Source organism: Thermomonas sp. XSG, from assembly GCF_014678725.1.
Taxonomy (GTDB): domain Bacteria; phylum Pseudomonadota; class Gammaproteobacteria; order Xanthomonadales; family Xanthomonadaceae; genus Thermomonas.
In genome coordinates, this window is record NZ_CP061497.1 from 2,074,585 (window position 1) to 2,093,726 (window position 19,142).

Below are 19,142 nucleotides of genomic sequence, written 5' to 3' on the forward strand. Positions count from 1 at the left end.
GGCTTCGTGTGTACCGGCTGACGTCGGTCAGCGGTTGGCGACCGGGTCGCGGAGTTCGCGGCGCAGCCAGCTGTCGATCATGCGCTTTTCGTAGCGAAGCGGGTCGGTGTCGTTGAACGGCGCGGCGTTCACCAGGAACGCGGGGTCGGTGATCTTGCGCTCGCCTTCCGCTACCAGCTGGCCGTTGGCGTCGAAGCGCTTGTACTGCACGGTCATGCGCGGCGGATAGATGTCGCGGATGATCCGCACGTCCTGCTGGTTCAGGCTGCGCCATGGCTCGTAGTCACCGGCGCGGTCCACGTCGACGATGGTGAGCTGCAGGCGTTCGCCGGCCGGCAGCTGCGCTTCGGCGCGCTTGCGCATGTGCTTGGCCAGGTCGGTCAGCCAGCTGCCGCGCTGGCTGTCGTAGCGGTTGAGGCTGCGGCGCAGCTCGGTGAACGTGGCGGGGTCGGCCCAGCTCACGGCGACCGGGCCGGCGTCCGGAAGGGCGCGCGGCGCGTCGGAAGCGAGCATGTTCTCGCCGGTGGACGCGCAGCCGGCCAGGGCGAGGGTCAGGGCGAGGGCGGTGAGTCTGGCGTGCATGGACGTTCTCCGCTTGGGTCTGCCAGCAGTGTGCGCCCGGTGCCGTGCGCGCGGGAGGCCGGCCGGGCGGTTCAGTCAGCCGGCGTTCCGGCTTCCCCGGCGGTATCCAGGAACCACGCCTCCACGCTGCCCTTGACCTTCATGGTCATCGGCATGCCGCGGCGATCGAGCGCGCGTCCCGCCTGCACCCGCACCCAGCCCTCGCTGATGCAGTATTCCTCGACGTTGTTGCGCTCCACGCCATTGAAGCGGATGCCAATGCCGCGCTCCAGCAGCTCGGCCCGGTAGAACGGGCTGCGCGGATCGTTGGAAAGGCGGTCGGGCGGGGTGTCGAGTGCGTTGTCGGTCATGGCGTGCGGTCGGCCTTGAGGGGCCGACAGCATACCGGAGCGCGCTCAGCGCAGCCTGCGCGATACCGCGAAGAAGGCGAGGTTGCCCAGCCCCAGCGCGCCCACCAGCACCGCGATCACGCCGGGGGTGATGTCCTCCCAGCCGCGTGCTTCGACGATGCCGAAGCCGAGGGCCAGCGCCACCAGGGTGATGCCCCAGCGCAGCGAGGACAGCCGGCGCGCGGTCTCGTCGCCTTCCAGGATGCTGCGCACCAGCGAGGGGTCGCCGTTGCTGGCGACCAGCTGCTTGCGCACGCGGGCATCGACCACCGCCTTGATGGAATAGGCGATGCAGACGAACAGGGAAATCGGGATCAGCAATTCGAAGTTCATGGAGGTGTCCTTGGTGGAAGGTGCGTGATGCACCGCTCGGGCAAAGGGATACGGCGGGGCCATCGGCGGTTGCAGTCGTTTCGTCGCAAAAGACTTGCAACCGGTGCGCCCCTGCCCGTATCCCATGTGGGATGGATGCCGATCGCGCCCTTGTCGAAGCCGTGCTCGAAAACCGCCCCGGCGCGTTCGAGCAGCTCGTGCGCGACTACCAGGGCCTGTGCTGGCACGTGATCCAGCGCATGGTGCGGCACCCGGAGGACACCCGCGAGCTGTGCCAGGACGCGTTCCTGCGCGTGCACCGCTACCTGCACCAGTACCGTTTCGACAGCCCGCTGAAATCGTGGATCGGGCAGGTGGCCTATTCGGTGGCGAAGCGGCACCTGGAGCGCAAGCGCATCCCGCTGGCGGAGCCGGCGGGCGACGAGGACGGTGTGTCGCTGCTCGACAACGTGGGCGACGGCTTCGACCTCGCCGCCGCGCATGCCGGCGCCGAGGCCGAGCGCGAACTGCACGCCGCCATCGAGCGCCTACCGCCATTGCAGCGCATGATCCTGACCCTGTACCACCTGGAAGAGCTGCCGATCGGCGAGATCGCCGCCATCACCGGCTTGGCCGACGGCACGATCAAGAGCCACCTGTTCCGCAGCCGCAACAGATTGCGCGAGCTGCTTGCCCCGCGCATTGGAGTCGCCGCATGAGCATCCAAGACCACGATCGCGAACACGACGAGCACGCCGCCGGCATCGATGCCCGCCGCTGGCAGGCACAGGAGCGTGCCCGCCGTGGCGAACCCGACGCCGACGCTGGCGACCTGCGCATCGCCCGCGCCTTGCGTGGCGCTCCGCCGGTGGCGCTGCCGCCTGACTTTGCCGCGCAGGTGGCGGCCCTGGCGCGCGCCCGTCGCGAGGCCTCCACGCTGCTGGAGCAGCGCCTGCTGCGCGGGCTGGGCGTCGTGTTTGCCCTGTCGGCGGCGGGCGTGGTGGCTTGGTACGGCCGAGGTTGGGCCGCGGATCTGGCGCTGGTGCTGCCCGGCGGCCGCGATGCGCTGGGCTGGTGCGCAGCGGCGGCGCTGTGCCTGCTGGCCAACTGGGGGATGGGTGGGCTGCGACGGCGGGCATCGGCGGCCGGATGATCCCGTTGCGCCGACCGTTGCCGGATCGCGTTTGCCTTTGATCGCGCCTGCCACGCAGGCGCCGGCACGCAGCCATCACGTTGATCGTCCGGTCGGGTCCGGGACGCCTGCGAGGTAGACTTTGCGCATGTCATCCAGCCAGCGCGACAACCCCCTCGAAGCCCTGCTGCACCCTTTTGCCGATGGCCTGCTGCAATGGCCGGAAGCCGGCAGCGTGCTGTTCCTGCGTGCCCGCGGAGGCGCGGCGCTGCACGCGGCGCGCCTGCCCGGGCTGGCCGCGACGCAGCCTTTCCGGCCGGAGGCCGCGCGCCTGCAGCGCCTCGGCATCGACCTGCTGGACGAGGACGCCTTGCCGGAGGCGACATACCCGCTGGTGCTGGTGCTGCCGCCACGCCAGCGCGAAGAAGCACGCACGCTGCTGGCGAAGGCCTGCGCGGCGGTCGCACCGGGCGGCAGGGTGGTGGCGTCGGTGGCCAACGACGAGGGCGCGAAATCGCGCGAGGCTGATCTGAAACAGCTGGCCCGCGGCAGCGTCAGCTCGCTCAGCAAATACCATTGCCGCACGTTTTGGACCCAGCCGGACACGGCCTGCGACAAGACGCTGCTGTCGCAGTGGCGGCAGCTGGATGCCCCGCGCCGGGTCTCCGCGCAGGATGTGCCCGGCGCAGGCTTCCTGAGCCGGCCCGGCGTATTCGCGTGGGACCGCGTGGACGCCGCTTCTGCGATGCTGGCCGCCGTGCTGCCGGATGACCTGCGAGGCCGCGTGGCCGACTTCGGTGCCGGCTGGGGCTATCTGTCGATGCAGGTGCTGACGCGCTGCCCGCGCATCGCCTCGCTCGACCTGTTCGAGGCCGACGCGCGCGCGCTGGCGCTGGCGCGGCGCAACTTGGCCGATGCCCCGGCCTCCGGACCGGATGTTCCGGTGGCATTCCACTGGCACGATGTCGAAGCGGGCGTGCCCGGCCGTTTCGACGCCATCGTCTGCAATCCGCCGTTCCACGCACTGGGGCGCGGCGACCGGCCCGACATCGGCCGCGCCTTCATTGCCGCGGCCGCGGCTGCGCTGGCGCCGGGCGGCAGCCTATGGCTGGTGGCCAACCGCCATCTTCCCTACGAGGACGCGCTGGGCACGGGCTTCGCACAGGTGCGCAGCGTTGCCCAGAACGGCGGCTTCAAGATCGTGCATGCGGTGAAGGCATGAAGCTGGTCAAGCACATCGCCAACCTCGGTTACGGCAGTCGCAAGGCCGTGCAGTGGATGTTCCGCGAGGGCCGCATCACCAACGCCGCCGGCGAGGTGCTGTATGCGGACGATCCGCTGGACCACGACGACGTGCGCGTCGACGGCGAGCCACTGGATCCGCCGCCCGGCCTGCTGCTGATCCTGCACAAGCCTGTGGATTTCACCTGCTCGACCAAGGACCGGGGGCGGGTGGTGTACGACCTGCTGCCACCGCGCTACCGCTTGCGCAGTCCGGCGCTGTCCACGGTGGGCCGGCTCGATCGCGACACCTCCGGCCTGCTGCTGCTGACCGATGATGGTCAGCTGCTGCACCGGATCATCGCGCCAAAGTCGAAGCTGCCGAAGGTGTACCTGGCGACGCTGGCGGAGGATCTGCGCGGCGACGAGGCGGCGGTCTTCGCCAGCGGAACGCTGATGCTGGAAGGCGAGCAGACCCCGCTGCTGCCGGCTGAACTGGAAGTGCTGGGGCCGCGCAGCGCCCGGCTCACCCTGCACGAGGGCCGCTACCACCAGGTGCGGCGGATGTTCGCTGCGGTCGGCAACCATGTCGCCGTGCTGCATCGCGAACGCGTCGGCGGGCTGGCGCTGGACGAGCTGCCGGTGGGCGAATGGCGGATGCTGGGTGAGGGTGACCGCGCACAGCTGTTCGCGATCTGATCCGCGGCTTCGCCGTCAGTGGGGTGCTTTGTCTGAGAGCAGCGCGCGGAACCCCTCGAACCCCAGCTCCCGCGCCGTCGCGATGTTGCGGTCGATGATCGCATCCGGCTCCGGATAGGCCGCCACCGCGCGGTCGATACTGGCTTCGCGCAGCAGGTGCAGGATCGGCCACGGGGCGCGATTGGTGAGGTTGGCCGGATCATCCGGCGTGCTGTCGGCGAACTGGTAGTCGGGGTGGAAACTGGCTACCTGCAGCACGCCGTCCAGGTCCATTGCCTCGACCAGTCCATCGGCATCGCCGAGGAAATCGTTGTAGTCGAGAAAATCGGCCAGCGCCTGCGGATGCACCAGCAGGGTGGTATCGACGACCTCGGCGGGGGTGTCGCGCAGCAACGCCAGCTCCTCGCCCAGCTGTTCCAGCAGGGCGCGCTCGGTGCTGGCGTCGCTGACCACGATCCGCACCTGCTGCTTCGCATACACCGCCTTCGCGAACGGGCAGAGGTTCAACCCGATCACCGCGCGCTCCAGCCAGCGGCGTACGCCGGCTTCGATGGCTTCGGCGTCGAATGCGGCGTCCTGGCTCATGGCGTCGCTCAAGCGGGTCAGTCGCGGAAATTGTCGAACTGCAGCGGCAGCTCGAATTCCTGCCCGCGCAGCAGCGCCATCGCCGCCTGCAGGTCGTCGCGCTTCTTGCCGGTGACGCGCAGCTTGTCGCCGTTGATCTGCGAATCGACCTTCAGCTTGGCGTCCTTGAGCGCACCCTGGATCTTCTTGGCCAGCTCGCGCTCGATGCCCTGCTTCACGGTCACCTTCTGGCGCGCGCCGGCCAGGTTGGTCTCGATGTCGCCAAACTCGAGACAGCGCACGTCGATCTTCCGCGCGGTGAGTCGCGCGCGCAGGATGTCGGTCATCTGCTGCAGCTGGAAATCGCTGGGCGCGGACTGGCTGATGACGTTGTCGTCGAGCGCGAACTTGGCGTCCACGCCCTTGAAGTCGAAGCGCGTGGTCAGCTCGCGGCTGGCCTGGTCCACCGCGTTGGTGAGTTCGTGGGTGTCAACGATGGAGACGATGTCGAAGGAAGGCATGGCATTCGGCACGGTGACGGGGCGGGCAGGTTACCGCATGCTGGGCGGATGCCGATGTCCCCCACGATGCCTGACCCGCACCCACGCCGCGCCATCTGGCTGATGCTGGCCTCGGTGGCGCTGTTCTCGCTGATGGATGCGGGGCTGAAAACGCTGGCTGCGCACTACCCGCCGTTCCAGGTGGCGGCACTGCGTGGCCTGTCCTCGCTGCCGCTGGTGCTGGCTTGGGCGCTGGCCACCGCCGGCCCGCGCGCGCTGCTGCGGGTGCGCTGGCCGCTGCATCTGCTGCGCGGCCTGCTGGGCATCGCGATGATGGCCAGCTTCGTCTACGCGCTGAAGACGCTGCCGCTGTCCACCGCATATTCGATCTTCTTCGTCGCCCCGCTGCTGATCACTGCGCTGTCGGTGCCGTTCCTGCGCGAGCGGGTGGGGCCACGGCGCTGGATCGCCATCGCCATCGGCCTGCTCGGCGTGCTGGTGGTGCTGCGGCCGACCGGGCAGGGCATGCTTACCTTGGCCGGTGGCGCGGTGCTGCTGGCCGCCTTCGGCTATGCGGTGTCGGCGATCACCGTGCGGGTGCTGGCGCGTACCGACAGCACCCAGGCGATCACCTTCTGGCTGCTGGCGTTGATGGCGCTGGGCGCGGGCGCGCTGGCGGCGCCGGGCTGGGTTGCGCTGCGCGGCGAACACCTGTGGATCGTCGCCGCGATCGGCGTGGCCGGCGCGCTGGGCCAGTACGCGATCACCGAGGCGTTCCGGGTGGGCGAAGCGTCGTTGATCGCGCCGCTGGAATACACCGCGCTGGTCTGGGGCGTGGGCCTGGACCTGCTGCTCTGGGGTGTGCTGCCGGACGCCGTCACCTGGGCCGGTGCGGGCATCATCATCGCCAGCGGGCTGTACCTGTTGCGCCGCGAGCGGGTGCACGTGGAGGCCGAGCACCCCTGATTTCGCCGGGGGTGAAACTGGCGGTTTTCGCGGATGCAGTGACGCTTTTGGTGTGAATACTGGGCACGCCAATAAATTGCCCGGGTAAAACGTGGAAATTGCTGCGCTGCGATTTGTGGCCGGCCCCGCGATATGTTCCCATGGCGCTTTCCCCACAAGCGGAGTTCCGGCCATGGCCGAGCTGAAGGAAGCGCGCGTCCCCGACATCGGCGGACACGGTGATGTGCCGGTGATCGAGCTGCTGGTAAAGCCCGGCGACACCGTGGCCAAGGACCAGGGCCTGGTCACGCTGGAATCCGACAAGGCGACCATGGAAGTGCCGTCGCCGTTCGCCGGCGTGGTCAAGGAGGTCAGGGTGAAGCTGGGCGACACCGTGTCCGAGGGCGCGGTGGTGGCGGTCATCGAAGCTGCCGATGCCGCGCCAGCTGTCGCCGCCCCGGCTGCGCAGGCTCCCGCGCCAGCGCCAGCGCCAGCGGCTGAAGCGCCGAAGCCTGCACCTGCACCTGCACCTGCACCTGCACCTGCACAGGTGGTGGTCGAAAGTGGCGCCCCGGTGCCGGCATTGGCGCCGGTGGCCGAACCCGGCCAGCCCGGCATCCCGCCGATGCGCTTCGAGGCCGACGCGGTGCTGCCGGCCAAGGTGCCCTACGCCAGCCCGGCGGTGCGACTGTTCGCGCGCGAGCTGGGCGTGGACCTCGGGCAGGTCAGCGGCAGCGAACGCGGCGGCCGCATCTCCAGGGAAGACGTGCAGAAGTTCGTGAAGGCAGCGCTGGCCGGCGGCATCGCGGCGCCGGTGGCAGCTTCCGGCGCTGGCGGCGGGCTCAGCCTCATCCCGTGGCCGAAGGTCGATTTCGCCAGGTTCGGCGCCATCGAAACCAAACCGTTGTCGCGCATCCAGAAGATTTCCGGCGCCAACCTCGCGCGCAACTGGGCGATGATCCCGCACGTCACCCAGCACGACGATGCCGACATCACCGAGCTAGAGGCGCTGCGCGTCGCCCTCAACGAGGAGAACGCCAAGGCCATCGCCGCCGGCAAGACCGGCAAGCTGACCATGCTCGCCTTCCTGATCAAGGCCTGCGTGGCGGCGCTGCAGAAATTCCCCACCTTCAACGCCTCGCTGGACGGCGACAACCTCGTCCTCAAGCAGTACTTCCACATCGGTTTCGCCGCCGATACCCCGAACGGGCTGGTGGTGCCGGTGCTGCGTGACGCCGACCAGAAGGGCGTCGCTCAAATCGCGAAGGAAATGGGCGAACTGGCGGCGCTGGCGCGCGACGGCAAGCTCAAGCCCGAGCAGATGCAGGGCGGCTGCTTCACCATCAGCTCGCTGGGCGGCATCGGCGGCACCGCGTTCACGCCGATCATCAATGCGCCGGAAGTGGCCATCCTCGGCGTGTCCAAGTCGGAAATGAAGCCCGTCTGGAATGGCGAGAAGTTCAAGCCGCGGCTGATGCTGCCGCTGTCGCTGAGCTACGACCACCGGGTGATCGACGGCGCTGCCGCCGCCCGCTTCACCACCTACCTGGGACAGCTGCTGGCCGACCTGCGTCGGGCCATGCTCTGAGGAGACGGACATGGCGGATATCGAATCGAAGGTGCCCGACATCGGCGGCCACGGCGACGTGCCGGTGATCGAGCTGCTGGTGGCGGTGGGCGACACGGTCACGAAAGATCAGGGCCTGGTCACGCTGGAGTCCGACAAGGCGACCATGGAAGTGCCGGCGGTTGCCGCCGGCGTGGTCAAGGCGCTGAAGGTGAAGCTGGGCGATACCGTGTCGGAAGGCAGCGTGATTGCGGTCATCGAGGGCGCGGCGGGCGAAAGCGCGCCGAAACCGCCCGCGCCCGCGCCAGCGAAGGCCGAGGCGCCGGCACCGGCGCCGGCGCCGGCGCCAGTTGCGAAGGCGGAGCCGGCAACGCCTGCACCGCAAGCCGCCACATCGTCCGGCCGCAAGGCCGACATCGAGTGCGCGATGGTGGTGATCGGCGCCGGCCCGGGCGGCTACACCGCCGCGTTCCGCAGCGCCGATCTCGGCCTCGACACCGTGCTGGTCGAGCGCTACGCCAGCCTCGGCGGCGTCTGCCTCAACGTCGGCTGCATTCCGTCGAAGGCGCTGCTGCACGCCGCCGAGGTGATCGACCAGGCCGCGCACGCCAACGACTACGGCGTCGATTTCGGCAAGCCGAAGATCAGCATCGACAAGCTGCGCGAATACAAGGACAAGGTCGTCGGCCAGCTCACCAAGGGCCTGGCCGGCATGGCCAAGCAGCGCAAGGTGCGAACGGTGCAGGGCGTGGCGAAGTTCGTCTCGGCGAACGAGCTGGAGATCGCCGCGGCGGACGGCACCACCCAGCTGCTGCGCTTCGGCCACTGCATCATCGCCGCGGGTTCGCAGCCGGTGAAGCTGCCGTCGTTCCCGTGGAATGACGCGCGGATCATGGATTCCACCGATGCGCTCAACCTCGCGGAGGTGCCGAAGAAGCTGCTGGTCGTCGGTGGCGGCATCATCGGGCTGGAAATGGCCACCGTCTATCGCGCGCTGGGTGCGGACGTGACCGTGGTCGAGTTCATGCCGCAGCTGATCCCCGGCGCGGACGCGGACCTGGTCAAGCCGCTGGCCGACCGCCTCAAGAAGCAGGGTGTTGCCATCCACCTCAAGACCAAGGTGGTCGAGGCGAAAGCGCAGAAGAACGGCATCGCCTGCACGTTCGAGGGCGAGTCCATCCCCGAAGCCAAGCTGTTCGACCGCGTGCTGGTGGCGGTGGGGCGCAGCGCCAACGGTGCGAAGCTGGATGCAGACAAGGCTGGCGTGCGCGTCGGCGAGCGCGGGTTGATCCCGGTCGATGCGCAGATGCGCACCAACGTGCCGCACATCTTCGCCATCGGTGACCTGGTGGGCCAGCCGATGCTGGCGCACAAGGCCACGCACGAAGGCAAGCTGGCTGCGGAAGTGGCCGCCGGCGAAAAGAAGGAATGGGTGGCGCGGGTGATCCCGTCGGTGGCCTACACCGATCCGGAAATCGCGTGGGTCGGCGTGACCGAAGCCGAGGCGAAGACCAAGGGGCTGAAGGTCGGTGTCGGCAAGTTCCCGTGGGCGGCCTCGGGTCGTGCCATCGGCCTGTCGCGCACGGAGGGCTTCACCAAGCTGGTGTTCGACGAGGCCACCCACCGCGTGATCGGTGGCGGGATAGTGGGGGTGCACGCGGGCGAGCTGATCTCGGAGATCGCGCTGGCCATCGAGATGGGCTGCGAGGTGCACGACATCGGGCACACCATCCACCCGCACCCCACGCTGGGCGAGTCGGTGGGTATGGCGGCGGAGGTCTACGACGGCAGCATCACCGACCTGTACATCCAGAAGAAGAAGTAGGCGGCTGCATTCGTCCTGCAGCGACAGTGGCGCGGGCGCAGGTCCGCGCCGCCGTCGCTTCAGGCGGTGAAGGCGTCATGGGGTGGCAGGCCATCGTGGGCGCGACGCGCCTCGATCCGCTTCCACACCTTCTCGTGGAAGTGGAACACCACGGTATTGCAGGCCGGTTCCACCAGGGCCAGCGCGCCGCCGACCAGCCAGCTGCCGGTCATGAGCCAGCCCACCGAGAACGCCACCAGGAAATGCAGGGACGCAAAGCTCAAGGTCTTGCGCATGGCGGAGCCTTGTAATTGAGAGTCATTCGCATTATCGCATGAGCAGTGCAGTTGCTCCAGCGGGAATTCATGATCGCTGCAATCGCCTCCGCACATGCCCGGTGCGGCAGAAAAAGGAAGCCCCGGCCGGGGATGGGCCGGGGCTTCGGGCGCCCGCACGGGATCTGACGAGGAATTTGCGGACGCTGCAGGTTGTGACCGGGCCCACGCTTGGAAGTTCCAGCGGATCAGCAAGGCTTTTGGCGGTTGCCGCTGAAAAAGAGCGCCTGCTATAATTCGGCGGCTTCGCAGGACGGTTTTCGCAACCGCCCTGCGATTCCGTGCCAATACAGGCTGATTTTGCAGGGAACGTCCGCGTGCTCAATTCCGTCAACGCGGGCTGGCGGCTGGCGCTGCGGGTGGTGGTCTTCCAGATCATCGCCACGCTGGCGACGGCAGCAGCCTGCTACATCAGCGGTCCGCGGGCCGCGCTCGCCGCATTGGCGGGTGGTGGTGCGATGGCGCTGGGCAGCCTGTTGGCGGCCTGGGGTGCTTTCGGTGGCGGGGTTGCCGGTGCCGGCGTGGCGCTGGGGCGCCTGCTGCTGGGCACCGCGGTGAAGTGGCTGGTCGTGATCGTCGGGCTCTATCTGGCGATGGCGGTGTGGAAATTGCCGGCGGTGCCGGTACTGGCCGGGGCGGCGATGGCCGCGGCGGCCTTCGTGGTTTCGATGAAATTCGTGGCACAGCGCAGTACGACGAGGACGAACGCGTGATCCTGGAAGCTATGGGACTGGCACCTGAAGGCGGCGACACCGGCGGCGGCCTGACCGGCTATATCGTCCACCACCTGACCCACAACACCAAGCAGTTCTCGTTCGGCACGGTCCACATGGACTCGTGGGTGGTCGCGCTTGCGCTGGGTCTGCTCGCCAGCTTCTGGCTGTGGTGGTATGCCCGCAAGGCGACCGCTGGCGTGCCGTCGAAGGGGCAGGCATTCGTCGAGCTGGTGGTCGAGTTCGTCGACTCCGAAGTCAAGAACACCTTCCATGGTGACCGCCGCTTCATCGCGCCGCTGGCGCTGACCATCTTCATCTGGGTGGTCTTCATGAACGCGATGGACCTGCTGCCGCTGGACATCCCCAGCGCCGCCGTGCAGGCCGTGGCCGGCGAGGAAGTCGCCCACCACACCTACTTCCGCTGGGTGCCGACCGCCGACATCAACACCACCTTCGGCATGTCGCTCACCGTCCTGCTGCTGATCATCTTCTACTCGATCAAGGCCAAGGGCGCAGGTGGCTTCACCAAGGAGCTGTTTACCGCGCCGTTCCACGCCGAGGGCACCTTCGCCAAGATCGTGCTGGCGCTGCCGAACCTGTTCCTCAACGTGGTCGAGTACCTGTCCAAGCCGGTCAGCCTGGGCATGCGACTGTTCGGCAACATGTACGCCGGCGAGCTGGTGTTCATGCTGATCGCGGGCCTGTTCGTGTCGTGGTTCACCTTCCTGCCGGGCATCGTGTTCCAGTCGATGTGGGCGATCTTCCACATCCTGATCATCCTGCTGCAGGCTTACATCTTCATGGTGTTGACCGTCGTCTACCTGGCGATGGCGCACGAGCACCACTGATCCATCGCTGTACCCCGGTTCCGTTCCACCTTCCGTCGTTCCACCTTCAATTCACCGCAAGCACCGCAACTGGAGATCCACCATGGAATTCATCGCCCAAGTCCAGGCCTACACCGCCATCGCCATCGGCATCATCGTCGGCCTGGGTGCCCTCGCCGCCGCCCTCGGCATCGGCATCATGGGCAGCAAGTTCCTCGAGTCCGCCGCCCGCCAGCCGGAGCTGGTGCCGATGCTGCAGGGCCGCATGTTCCTGCTGGCCGGCCTGATCGACGCGGCGTTCCTGATCGGCGTCGGCGTCGCGATGATGTTCGCGTTCGCCAACCCGCTGCTGGCCGCCGTCCAGGCTGCTGCCGGCGCCTGATCGCGTCGCGTGGTGAAGGTGCGCGCCGCCCGTGGGTGGCGCGTGCCTGCAACATCGCGCCGCGGCATGTCGCCGCGGCGCAGCCTTGAAGAAAGCCCCGCAGCGCCGGGTCTTCTGAAACGTCAGGTCACGACATGAATCCGAATATCACCCTGCTGGGCCAGATGATCAGCTTCGCGATCCTCATCTGGTTCTCCGTCAAGTTCATCTGGCCGCCGCTGATCAAGGCGATCGAGGAGCGCCAGCAGAAGATCGCCGAAGGCCTGGCCGCCGCCGACAATGCGCAGAAGAACCTCGCGCAGGCCGACGCCAAGGTCGCCGACGAACTGAAGGCTGCCCGCGCCAAGGCCAACGAGATCATCGAACAGGCCCACCAGCGCGCCAATGCGCTGATCGACGCGGCCAAGGCCGATGCGATCGCCGAAGGTGCGCGCCAGAAGGCGCTGGCCGAAGCCGAGATCGAGGCCGCCGCCAACCGTGCCAAGGAAGACCTGCGCAAGCAGGTGTCCCTGCTCGCCGTCACCGGTGCCGAGAAGCTGCTCACGCGCGAGATCAATGCCAACGACCAGAAGGCGCTGATCGACGAACTGGCCGCGCAGCTCTGAGGCCCGGACCATGAGCCAGGCCCTCACTCTTGCCCGTCCCTACGCCCGCGCCGCATTCGCGGTGGCGCGCGAGGCCGGTGCGCTTGCCGGCTGGTCCGCCGCGCTGGGCTTCGCCGCCCGCGTCGCCGCCGAGCCGCAGGTCGCCGTGCTGCTGGACAACCCGAAGCTGACCCGCGCCGACGTGGTCGCCCTGCTGTCGCCCGATGGCGCTCAGGACGCGTTCCACAACCTGCTCGGCCTGCTGTTCGACAACCGCCGGCTACCGCTGCTGCCGGAGATCGCCGGCCTGTTCGACGAGCTCCGCTTCGAAGCCGAGCGCGTGGTGCGGGCGAAGGTCACTTCCGCCGCCACGCTGGCGGACGCCGAGCTCGAGACGATCAAGGCGGCGCTGCGCAAGCGCTTCGGCCGCGAGGTCGAGGTCGAAACCGCGATCGACGAAAGCCTGATCGGCGGCGCGCTGATCGACGCAGGCGATGTCGTGATCGATGGTTCGGTCAGGGGCAAGCTGGAGCGCCTGCAGTCGGCGCTGTCGAACTAATTCATTTGCATACGCGGGCGGCAACGCCGGCACCAAGGAAACCAAGATGGCCACCACCACGCTCAACCCGTCCGAAATCAGCGAACTGATCAAGACCCGCATCGAGAAGGTCGCGCTCGCCGCCGAAGCCCGCAACGAAGGCACCGTGACCTCGGTGTCCGACGGCATCGTGCGCATCCACGGCCTGGCCGACGTGATGCAGGGCGAAATGATCGAACTGCCGGGCAACACCACCGCGCTGGCGCTGAACCTGGAGCGCGATTCGGTGGGCGCAGTGGTGCTGGGCGACTACGAGCACCTGCGCGAAGGCGACGTGGCCAAGACCACCGGGCAGATCCTCTCCGTCCCGACCGGTCCCGAGCTGCTGGGCCGCGTGGTCAACGCGCTGGGCGAGCCGATCGACGGCAAGGGCCCGATCGACGCCAAGACCCATTCGCCGGTGGAAACCATCGCGCCGGGCGTGATCTGGCGCAAGTCGGTCGACCAGCCGGTGCAGACCGGCTACAAGTCGGTCGACAGCATGATCCCGATCGGCCGCGGCCAGCGCGAGCTGGTCATCGGCGACCGCCAGACCGGCAAGACCGCGCTGGCGATCGACGCGATCATCAACCAGAAGAACTCCGGCATCCGCTGCGTGTACGTGGCGATCGGCCAGAAGAACAGCACCATCGCCAACATCGTGCGCAAGCTCGAGGAGTTCGGCGCGATGGCCTACACCACCGTCGTCGCCGCCTCGGCTTCCGAATCGGCCGCGATGCAGTACATCAGTGCCTACTCGGGCTGCGCGATGGGCGAGTATTTCCGCGACCGCGGCGAAGACGCGCTGATCGTGTACGACGACCTGTCCAAGCAGGCCGTGGCCTACCGCCAGATCTCGCTGCTGCTGCGCCGCCCGCCGGGCCGCGAAGCCTACCCGGGCGACGTGTTCTACCTGCACAGCCGCCTGCTGGAGCGCGCCGCGCGCGTGTCCGAGGACTACGTCGAGAAGTTCACCAACGGCGCCGTGAAGGGCAAGACCGGTTCGCTGACCGCGCTGCCGATCATCGAGACCCAGGCCGGCGACGTGTCCGCGTTCGTGCCGACCAACGTGATCTCGATCACCGACGGCCAGATCTTCCTCGAGACCGACCTGTTCAACGCCGGCATCCGCCCGGCCGTGAACGCCGGCATCTCGGTGTCGCGCGTGGGTGGCGCGGCACAGACCAAGATCATGAAGAAGCTGTCCGGCGGCATCCGCATCGCGCTGGCGCAGTACCGCGAGCTGGCGGCGTTCGCGCAGTTCGCCTCCGACCTGGACGACGCCACCCGCAAGCAGCTGGAGCGTGGCCAGCGCGTCACCGAGCTGATGAAGCAGAAGCAGTACGCGCCGATGTCGGTCGCGCAGCAGGCGCTGTCGATCTACGCGGTGGACAAGGGCTACCTGGACGACGTGCCGGTGAACAAGGTGCTGGCGTTCGAGGAAGGCCTGCAGGCCCACTTCGCCAACACCGCCGGCGAGCTGGTCGCCCAGATCGACGCCACCGGCAACTGGAACGACGACATCGAGGCCGCTTTCAAGAAGGGCATCGAAGAGTTCAAGACGACCGGCAGCTGGTAATCCGGGCATCCATGTAGGAGGGGTTTCGGCCCCGACCGGATATGGCAGTCGCGGCTGAAGCCGCTCCTACAGAACAGCAGCAGCGAGAGAAGAGATGGCAGGCGGACGCGAAATCAAAACCAAGATCAAGAGCGTGCAGAACACCCGCAAGGTGACGCGCGCGCTTGAAATGGTCTCGGCCTCCAAGATCCGCAAGGCGCAGGACCGGATGAAGGCCTCGCGCCCCTATGCGCGGGCGATGAAGCAGCTGATCGGCCACCTGGCGCAGGCCAACACCGACTACCGCCATCCGTACCTGGTCCAGCGCGCGGACGTGAAGCGCGTCGGCTACGTCGTGGTGTCGTCGGATCGCGGCCTGGCCGGCGGCCTGAACAACAACATGTTCCGCAAGCTGCTGGTCGAGTTCCGTGCGCTGCAGGAGCAGGGCATCGAAGTCGACGTGGTCACGATCGGCCAGAAGGCGTCGGTGTTCTTCCGCCGGATCAAGGTCGGAATGCTGGCGTCGGTCACCCACCTCGGCGATGCGCCGAAGCTGGAGCAGCTGATCGGCGTGATCAAGGTGATGCTGGACGCCTACACGGACGGCAAGGTCGACAAGGTGTTCCTGGCCTACAACGACTTCGTCAACACCATGACCCAGAAGGCCACCTTCGACCAGCTGCTGCCGCTGCCGCCGGCGGAAACGCAGATGGCCAAGCACGAGTGGGATTACATCTACGAGCCGGACGCGGAGTCCGTGCTGGAGCACGTGCTGACCCGCTACATCGAGTCGCTGGTGTACCAGGCCGTGATGGAGAACGTGGCCTCCGAGCATGCCGCGCGCATGGTCGCGATGAAGGCGGCGAGCGACAACGCCAGCAAGCTGATCGATACCTTGAACCTCGTCTACAACAAGGCGCGGCAGGCGGCGATCACCCAGGAAATTTCCGAGATCGTCGGCGGCGCCGCGGCGGTTTGACCCAAACATTCCTGTAGGAGCGGCACCAGCCGCGACCGGGAACAGATCGCGGCGGATGCCGCTCCTACAAAAGCAGCATTAGAGAGTCTTGAGGAAACAACCATGAGCAACCAGGGCAAGGTCGTACAGATCATCGGCGCGGTCGTCGACGTCGAATTCCCGCGCGAGAGCGTGCCGAGGGTGTATGACGCGCTGAAGGTGCAGAACACCGCCATCACGCTGGAAGTGCAGCAGCAGCTGGGCGACGGCGTGGTGCGCACGATCGCCCTCGGCTCGACCGACGGCCTGAAGCGCAACCTGATTGCCGAAAACACCGGCCGCGCGATCTCGGTGCCGGTCGGCATCGGCACGCTGGGCCGCATCATGGACGTGCTGGGCAACCCGATCGACGAAGCCGGCCCGGTGCAGGCCGACGCGACCTGGGAAATCCACCGCGCGGCGCCGTCGTACGAAGACCAGGCCTCGACCACCGAGCTGCTGGAAACCGGCATCAAGGTGATCGACCTGATGTGCCCGTTCGCCAAGGGCGGCAAGGTCGGCCTGTTCGGCGGTGCCGGCGTGGGCAAGACCGTCAACATGATGGAGCTCATCAACAACATCGCGACCGAGCACAGCGGCCTGTCCGTGTTCGCCGGCGTGGGCGAGCGCACCCGCGAGGGCAACGACTTCTACCACGAGATGCAGGAGTCGGGCGTCGTCAACGTGCAGGAGCACGCCAAGTCCAAGGTGGCGATGGTGTACGGCCAGATGAACGAGCCGCCGGGCAACCGCCTGCGCGTGGCGCTGACCGGCCTGACCATGGCCGAGTACTTCCGCGATGAAGGCCGCGACGTGCTGCTGTTCGTCGACAACATCTACCGCTACACCCTGGCCGGTACCGAAGTGTCGGCGCTGCTGGGCCGCATGCCGTCGGCGGTGGGCTACCAGCCGACCCTGGCCGAGGAAATGGGCGTGCTGCAGGAGCGCATCACCTCCACCAAGACCGGTTCGATCACCTCGATCCAGGCCGTGTACGTGCCCGCGGACGACCTGACCGACCCGTCGCCGGCGACCACCTTCGCCCACCTTGACGCCACCGTCGTGCTGTCGCGCAACATCGCCTCGCTGGGTATCTACCCGGCGGTCGACCCGCTCGACTCGACCTCGCGCCAGCTGGACCCGAACGTGATCGGCAACGAGCACTACGAGACCGCGCGCCGCGTGCAATCCACCCTGCAGAAGTACAAGGAACTGAAGGACATCATCGCGATCCTGGGCATGGACGAGCTGTCCGAAGAGGACAAGCAGGCCGTGGCCCGCGCCCGCAAGATCGAGCGCTTCTTCAGCCAGCCGTTCCACGTGGCGGAAGTGTTCACCGGCTCGCCGGGCAAGTACGTGCCGCTGAAGGAAACCATCCGCGGCTTCAAGGGCATCGTGGACGGCGACTACGACCACCTGCCGGAGCAGGCGTTCTACATGGTCGGTTCGATCGATGAAGCGGTCGAGAAGGCCAAGAAGATCGCCGCCTAAGCGCAGGCGTCCGAGTAAGGGCGGGCTCCTGGCCCGCCGATGCGGCACACCCACGGCGGGCCCCGGCCCGCCATACGGAAACGAAAGACATGGCATCCACCATCCGTTGCGACATCGTCAGCGCCGAAGCCGAGATCTTCCACGGCGAAGCCGAACTGGTCGTCGCCACCGGCGAGCTGGGCGAGCTGGGCATCGCGCCCAAGCACGCGCCGCTGATCACCCGCCTGAAGCCGGGCAAGGTCGTCGTGACCCTGCCGGGTGGCGAAAAGCTCGACTTCGCGATTTCCGGCGGCATGCTGGAAGTGCAGCCGACGGTCGTGACCGTGCTGGCCGACACCGCGATCCGTGCCGACGAGATTGACGAGGCCGCGGTGCGCGCCGCCAAGGAAGAAGCCGAGCGCATCATCGCCCGCCGCGGCGAGGCGATGGAAATCGCCGAGGCCCAGCAGCGCCTGGCCGAGGTCACCGCGCAGCTGCAGGCGCTGGAGCGCCTGCGCAAGAACCTGCGCCACTGATCCGGGCTTCCCGCCGGCAGAATGCAGAACCCCGCTCCGGCGGGGTTTTGTTTTTTGCGCCGCCCGGCGTGCCGTCGTTCATGCGCCATCTCCACGCCGATGCGATCATCATGGGCCTACGTCCCGTCGGGAGAACCACCATGCGTTCCATCAGGATCCTTGCCTGCGCCTTGCTGGCCGCCGCCACGCTGGGGCTTTCCGCCTGCGCCACCGGCCCGATCGTGCGCACCGACGCGGACCCCACCGCCAGCTTCGCGCAGTACCGCACCTGGGGTTTCTACAAGCCGATCGCGATGGAGCAGTCCGGCTACTCCAGCTGGATCTCCGAGCGCATCCGCGAGGATGTGCGCAGGGAGATGGAAGCGCGCGGTTACCGCTACACGGCCGAAGGTGCGGACCTGCTGGTCAATTTCCAGGGCGTGGTGGAAGACCGCACCGCGGTCTGGAGCATGCCGCGCAGCGACGTGCAGTGGTTCTACAGCTATCGCCATCGCAGCTATGTCGCCGTGCCGGTGTGGTACGACGAAACCCAGGTGAGCCGGTACCGCGAAGGCACCCTGACCGTCGATCTGGTCGACGGCAAGCGCAACCGCATGGTGTGGACAGGCGCGGCCAGCGCGCCGGTGGCCGGCAAGAAGGCGCCGCCGGAGAAGCGCATGGCCGAGATCGACCGCGCCATCGCGGCCATCTTCGCCAAGTATCCGCACCGGGCAGCGCCGTAAGCGCCTGACTAACGCGGGCCATGGCGACCGGTTCGTGGCGTGCGCGGCGGTGGCGGGTGGTGGCCCGGCGCCACCCGTCCGCATTCCTGCTGGCGGCGCAGCTGCTGAGCCTGTTCGTCTATCCGCTGATGGATGACGGCAGTGGCGGGCGCCTGCTGTTCGGCGCTGTTGCCCTGGTGGTGGTGCCGCTGGCGCTGTGGGTAGTGATGCGCAGCCCGCTGATGAACTGGATCGGCTGGCTGCTGGCGATCCCGGCGATGGTGCTCACGGTGCTCGGGGTGCTGTTCGGCCACCAGTCGGTGCTGCCGTATTCCGCACTGCTGGAGGCTGCGCTGTATTTCTACGCCGCCGGCGGCCTGATGATCTACATGTTGGGTGACCACAAGGTCACGTCCGATGAGCTGTTTGCCGCAGGCGCCACATTCACCCTGCTGGCCTGGGGCTTCGGCTACGCATACCTGGCCTGCCAGGCGTGGTTTCCCGGCAGCTTCTCCGGCATCGAGCCGGAGCGGCAGCGGCGCTGGCTGGACCTGCTGTTCTACAGCTTCAGCAATCTGTCGGCGACCGGGCTGGGTGACACCCTGCCGCTGACCGCGCCGGCGAAAGTCCTGACCATGCTGGAGCAGTTCGCCGGCGTGGGCTACATCGCCACCGTGGTGTCGCGGTTGATCGGACTGACCGTCCTCCACCACGAGCGGCGCGACTGAGAACCCGCCGCGCCGC

23 protein-coding genes and 1 pseudogene are annotated in these 19,142 nt (G+C 67.8%); 18 read left to right on the top strand and 6 right to left on the bottom strand.

All coding sequences use genetic code 11. The annotated features are described in order from the left end of the window. Window positions 1-27: 27 nt before the first annotated feature. The 3 genes from ICG51_RS09760 to ICG51_RS09770 form a co-directional block, all read right to left on the bottom strand. Complete coding sequence (locus ICG51_RS09760) at window positions 28-582, bottom strand: DUF3016 domain-containing protein (protein ID WP_190280183.1); 555 nt, start codon at window positions 580-582, stop codon at window positions 28-30. 71 nt (window positions 583-653) lie between these two features. Next, complete coding sequence (locus tag ICG51_RS09765) at window positions 654-932, bottom strand: DUF3297 family protein (protein ID WP_190280184.1); 279 nt, start codon at window positions 930-932, stop codon at window positions 654-656. A gap of 45 nt (window positions 933-977) precedes the next feature. Further along, window positions 978-1,304, bottom strand: a complete 327-nt coding sequence (locus ICG51_RS09770) for a hypothetical protein (protein WP_190280185.1) — start codon at window positions 1,302-1,304, stop codon at window positions 978-980. A gap of 131 nt (window positions 1,305-1,435) precedes the next feature. Between ICG51_RS09770 and ICG51_RS09775 the strand changes: the two genes are divergently transcribed. The 4 genes from ICG51_RS09775 (at window position 1,436) to ICG51_RS09790 (ending at window position 4,335) form a co-directional block, all read left to right on the top strand. Next, on the top strand, window positions 1,436-2,002 hold the full coding sequence (locus ICG51_RS09775; RefSeq protein WP_190280186.1) for a sigma-70 family RNA polymerase sigma factor: 567 nt from the start codon (window positions 1,436-1,438) through the stop codon (window positions 2,000-2,002). Beyond that, the gene (locus tag ICG51_RS09780; protein ID WP_190280187.1) at window positions 1,999-2,436 is read left to right on the top strand and encodes a hypothetical protein; all 438 of its coding nucleotides are present in this window, start codon (window positions 1,999-2,001) and stop codon (window positions 2,434-2,436) included. Before ICG51_RS09775 ends, ICG51_RS09780 begins: the two co-directional genes overlap by 4 nt. A 127-nt stretch (window positions 2,437-2,563) precedes the next feature. Further along, window positions 2,564-3,637, top strand: coding sequence for a methyltransferase (locus ICG51_RS09785; protein WP_190280188.1), 1,074 nt, complete (start codon window positions 2,564-2,566; stop codon window positions 3,635-3,637). Beyond that, window positions 3,634-4,335: a 16S rRNA pseudouridine(516) synthase gene (locus ICG51_RS09790; RefSeq protein ID WP_190280189.1), complete on the top strand. Its 702-nt coding sequence runs from the start codon at window positions 3,634-3,636 to the stop codon at window positions 4,333-4,335. Before ICG51_RS09785 ends, ICG51_RS09790 begins: the two co-directional genes overlap by 4 nt. Before the next feature lie 15 nt (window positions 4,336-4,350). On the opposite strand, the pseudogene ICG51_RS09795 reads toward ICG51_RS09790, so the two are convergent. After that, window positions 4,351-4,901 (bottom strand): annotated as a pseudogene (locus ICG51_RS09795) (DUF1415 domain-containing protein); the annotation flags it as partial. Window positions 4,902-4,937: 36 nt separating this feature from the next. Beyond that, the gene (locus ICG51_RS09800; RefSeq protein ID WP_190280191.1) at window positions 4,938-5,420 is read right to left on the bottom strand and encodes a YajQ family cyclic di-GMP-binding protein; all 483 of its coding nucleotides are present in this window, start codon (window positions 5,418-5,420) and stop codon (window positions 4,938-4,940) included. A 66-nt stretch (window positions 5,421-5,486) separates the two neighbouring features. Here ICG51_RS09800 and ICG51_RS09805 point away from each other — a divergent pair, with 66 nt between their 5' ends. The 3 genes from ICG51_RS09805 (at window position 5,487) to lpdA (ending at window position 9,736) form a co-directional block, all read left to right on the top strand. Beyond that, window positions 5,487-6,365 carry a DMT family transporter gene (locus tag ICG51_RS09805; protein ID WP_223809426.1) on the top strand — a complete coding sequence of 293 codons (879 nt, stop codon included), beginning with the start codon at window positions 5,487-5,489 and terminating at the stop codon, window positions 6,363-6,365. 172 nt (window positions 6,366-6,537) lie between these two features. Next, window positions 6,538-7,932 (top strand): dihydrolipoyllysine-residue acetyltransferase, encoded by a 1,395-nt coding sequence (aceF, locus tag ICG51_RS09810; RefSeq protein WP_190280192.1) that lies wholly within the window; start codon window positions 6,538-6,540, stop codon window positions 7,930-7,932. Between the two features lie 10 nt (window positions 7,933-7,942). After that, window positions 7,943-9,736, top strand: coding sequence for a dihydrolipoyl dehydrogenase (gene lpdA / locus ICG51_RS09815; RefSeq protein WP_190280193.1), 1,794 nt, complete (start codon window positions 7,943-7,945; stop codon window positions 9,734-9,736). A gap of 59 nt (window positions 9,737-9,795) precedes the next feature. On the opposite strand, the gene ICG51_RS09820 is transcribed toward lpdA, so the two are convergent. Next, window positions 9,796-10,011: a DUF2061 domain-containing protein gene (locus tag ICG51_RS09820; RefSeq protein ID WP_190280194.1), complete on the bottom strand. Its 216-nt coding sequence runs from the start codon at window positions 10,009-10,011 to the stop codon at window positions 9,796-9,798. Between the two features lie 356 nt (window positions 10,012-10,367). Between ICG51_RS09820 and ICG51_RS09825 the strand changes: the two genes are divergently transcribed. The 11 genes from ICG51_RS09825 to ICG51_RS09875 all read left to right on the top strand — a co-directional run bounded on the left by ICG51_RS09825 (window position 10,368) and on the right by ICG51_RS09875 (window position 19,126). After that, window positions 10,368-10,763: an ATP synthase subunit I gene (locus ICG51_RS09825; protein WP_171033461.1), complete on the top strand. Its 396-nt coding sequence runs from the start codon at window positions 10,368-10,370 to the stop codon at window positions 10,761-10,763. 11 nt (window positions 10,764-10,774) lie between these two features. Beyond that, window positions 10,775-11,614 (top strand): F0F1 ATP synthase subunit A, encoded by an 840-nt coding sequence (gene atpB, locus ICG51_RS09830; protein ID WP_190282440.1) that lies wholly within the window; start codon window positions 10,775-10,777, stop codon window positions 11,612-11,614. An 82-nt stretch (window positions 11,615-11,696) separates the two neighbouring features. Continuing rightward, window positions 11,697-11,975 (top strand): F0F1 ATP synthase subunit C, encoded by a 279-nt coding sequence (gene atpE / locus ICG51_RS09835; protein ID WP_028838711.1) that lies wholly within the window; start codon window positions 11,697-11,699, stop codon window positions 11,973-11,975. A 134-nt stretch (window positions 11,976-12,109) separates the two neighbouring features. Next, window positions 12,110-12,580: a F0F1 ATP synthase subunit B gene (locus ICG51_RS09840; RefSeq protein WP_190280195.1), complete on the top strand. Its 471-nt coding sequence runs from the start codon at window positions 12,110-12,112 to the stop codon at window positions 12,578-12,580. A 10-nt stretch (window positions 12,581-12,590) separates the two neighbouring features. Beyond that, window positions 12,591-13,118: a F0F1 ATP synthase subunit delta gene (locus ICG51_RS09845; protein WP_190280196.1), complete on the top strand. Its 528-nt coding sequence runs from the start codon at window positions 12,591-12,593 to the stop codon at window positions 13,116-13,118. A 46-nt stretch (window positions 13,119-13,164) separates the two neighbouring features. Next, window positions 13,165-14,715, top strand: coding sequence for a F0F1 ATP synthase subunit alpha (gene atpA / locus ICG51_RS09850; RefSeq protein ID WP_190280197.1), 1,551 nt, complete (start codon window positions 13,165-13,167; stop codon window positions 14,713-14,715). 94 nt (window positions 14,716-14,809) lie between these two features. Next, window positions 14,810-15,673 carry a F0F1 ATP synthase subunit gamma gene (gene atpG, locus ICG51_RS09855; protein ID WP_190280198.1) on the top strand — a complete coding sequence of 288 codons (864 nt, stop codon included), beginning with the start codon at window positions 14,810-14,812 and terminating at the stop codon, window positions 15,671-15,673. Between the two features lie 102 nt (window positions 15,674-15,775). Continuing rightward, window positions 15,776-17,182, top strand: a complete 1,407-nt coding sequence (gene atpD, locus ICG51_RS09860; RefSeq protein WP_190280199.1) for a F0F1 ATP synthase subunit beta — start codon at window positions 15,776-15,778, stop codon at window positions 17,180-17,182. An 89-nt stretch (window positions 17,183-17,271) separates the two neighbouring features. Then, window positions 17,272-17,697, top strand: coding sequence for a F0F1 ATP synthase subunit epsilon (locus ICG51_RS09865; protein ID WP_190280200.1), 426 nt, complete (start codon window positions 17,272-17,274; stop codon window positions 17,695-17,697). Window positions 17,698-17,837: 140 nt separating this feature from the next. Further along, window positions 17,838-18,419 (top strand): DUF4136 domain-containing protein, encoded by a 582-nt coding sequence (locus ICG51_RS09870; protein WP_190280201.1) that lies wholly within the window; start codon window positions 17,838-17,840, stop codon window positions 18,417-18,419. A 20-nt stretch (window positions 18,420-18,439) separates the two neighbouring features. Beyond that, entirely contained in the window at window positions 18,440-19,126 is a 687-nt protein-coding gene (locus ICG51_RS09875) for a potassium channel family protein (protein ID WP_190280202.1), read from the top strand. Window positions 19,127-19,142 lie beyond the last annotated feature (16 nt).

Excerpts from the sequence above, each read along its gene's own strand:
- ICG51_RS09845 (WP_190280196.1), top strand. The coding sequence starts at position 12,591 with ATGAGCCAGGCCCTCACTCTTGCCCGTCCCTACGCCCGCGCCGCATTC.
- atpD (WP_190280199.1), top strand. The coding sequence starts at position 15,776 with ATGAGCAACCAGGGCAAGGTCGTACAGATCATCGGCGCGGTCGTCGAC.
- lpdA (WP_190280193.1), top strand. The coding sequence starts at position 7,943 with ATGGCGGATATCGAATCGAAGGTGCCCGACATCGGCGGCCACGGCGAC.
- atpB (WP_190282440.1), top strand. The coding sequence starts at position 10,775 with ATGGGACTGGCACCTGAAGGCGGCGACACCGGCGGCGGCCTGACCGGC.
- ICG51_RS09800 (WP_190280191.1), bottom strand. The coding sequence starts at position 5,420 with ATGCCTTCCTTCGACATCGTCTCCATCGTTGACACCCACGAACTCACC.
- ICG51_RS09790 (WP_190280189.1), top strand. The coding sequence starts at position 3,634 with ATGAAGCTGGTCAAGCACATCGCCAACCTCGGTTACGGCAGTCGCAAG.
- atpA (WP_190280197.1), top strand. The coding sequence starts at position 13,165 with ATGGCCACCACCACGCTCAACCCGTCCGAAATCAGCGAACTGATCAAG.
- atpE (WP_028838711.1), top strand. The coding sequence starts at position 11,697 with ATGGAATTCATCGCCCAAGTCCAGGCCTACACCGCCATCGCCATCGGC.
- atpG (WP_190280198.1), top strand. The coding sequence starts at position 14,810 with ATGGCAGGCGGACGCGAAATCAAAACCAAGATCAAGAGCGTGCAGAAC.
- ICG51_RS09820 (WP_190280194.1), bottom strand. The coding sequence starts at position 10,011 with ATGCGCAAGACCTTGAGCTTTGCGTCCCTGCATTTCCTGGTGGCGTTC.
- ICG51_RS09770 (WP_190280185.1), bottom strand. The coding sequence starts at position 1,304 with ATGAACTTCGAATTGCTGATCCCGATTTCCCTGTTCGTCTGCATCGCC.
- ICG51_RS09785 (WP_190280188.1), top strand. The coding sequence starts at position 2,564 with ATGTCATCCAGCCAGCGCGACAACCCCCTCGAAGCCCTGCTGCACCCT.
- ICG51_RS09780 (WP_190280187.1), top strand. The coding sequence starts at position 1,999 with ATGAGCATCCAAGACCACGATCGCGAACACGACGAGCACGCCGCCGGC.
- ICG51_RS09865 (WP_190280200.1), top strand. The coding sequence starts at position 17,272 with ATGGCATCCACCATCCGTTGCGACATCGTCAGCGCCGAAGCCGAGATC.
- ICG51_RS09840 (WP_190280195.1), top strand. The coding sequence starts at position 12,110 with ATGAATCCGAATATCACCCTGCTGGGCCAGATGATCAGCTTCGCGATC.
- ICG51_RS09805 (WP_223809426.1), top strand. The coding sequence starts at position 5,487 with ATGCCTGACCCGCACCCACGCCGCGCCATCTGGCTGATGCTGGCCTCG.
- aceF (WP_190280192.1), top strand. The coding sequence starts at position 6,538 with ATGGCCGAGCTGAAGGAAGCGCGCGTCCCCGACATCGGCGGACACGGT.
- ICG51_RS09775 (WP_190280186.1), top strand. The coding sequence starts at position 1,436 with ATGGATGCCGATCGCGCCCTTGTCGAAGCCGTGCTCGAAAACCGCCCC.
- ICG51_RS09765 (WP_190280184.1), bottom strand. The coding sequence starts at position 932 with ATGACCGACAACGCACTCGACACCCCGCCCGACCGCCTTTCCAACGAT.
- ICG51_RS09870 (WP_190280201.1), top strand. The coding sequence starts at position 17,838 with ATGCGTTCCATCAGGATCCTTGCCTGCGCCTTGCTGGCCGCCGCCACG.
- ICG51_RS09875 (WP_190280202.1), top strand. The coding sequence starts at position 18,440 with ATGGCGACCGGTTCGTGGCGTGCGCGGCGGTGGCGGGTGGTGGCCCGG.
- ICG51_RS09760 (WP_190280183.1), bottom strand. The coding sequence starts at position 582 with ATGCACGCCAGACTCACCGCCCTCGCCCTGACCCTCGCCCTGGCCGGC.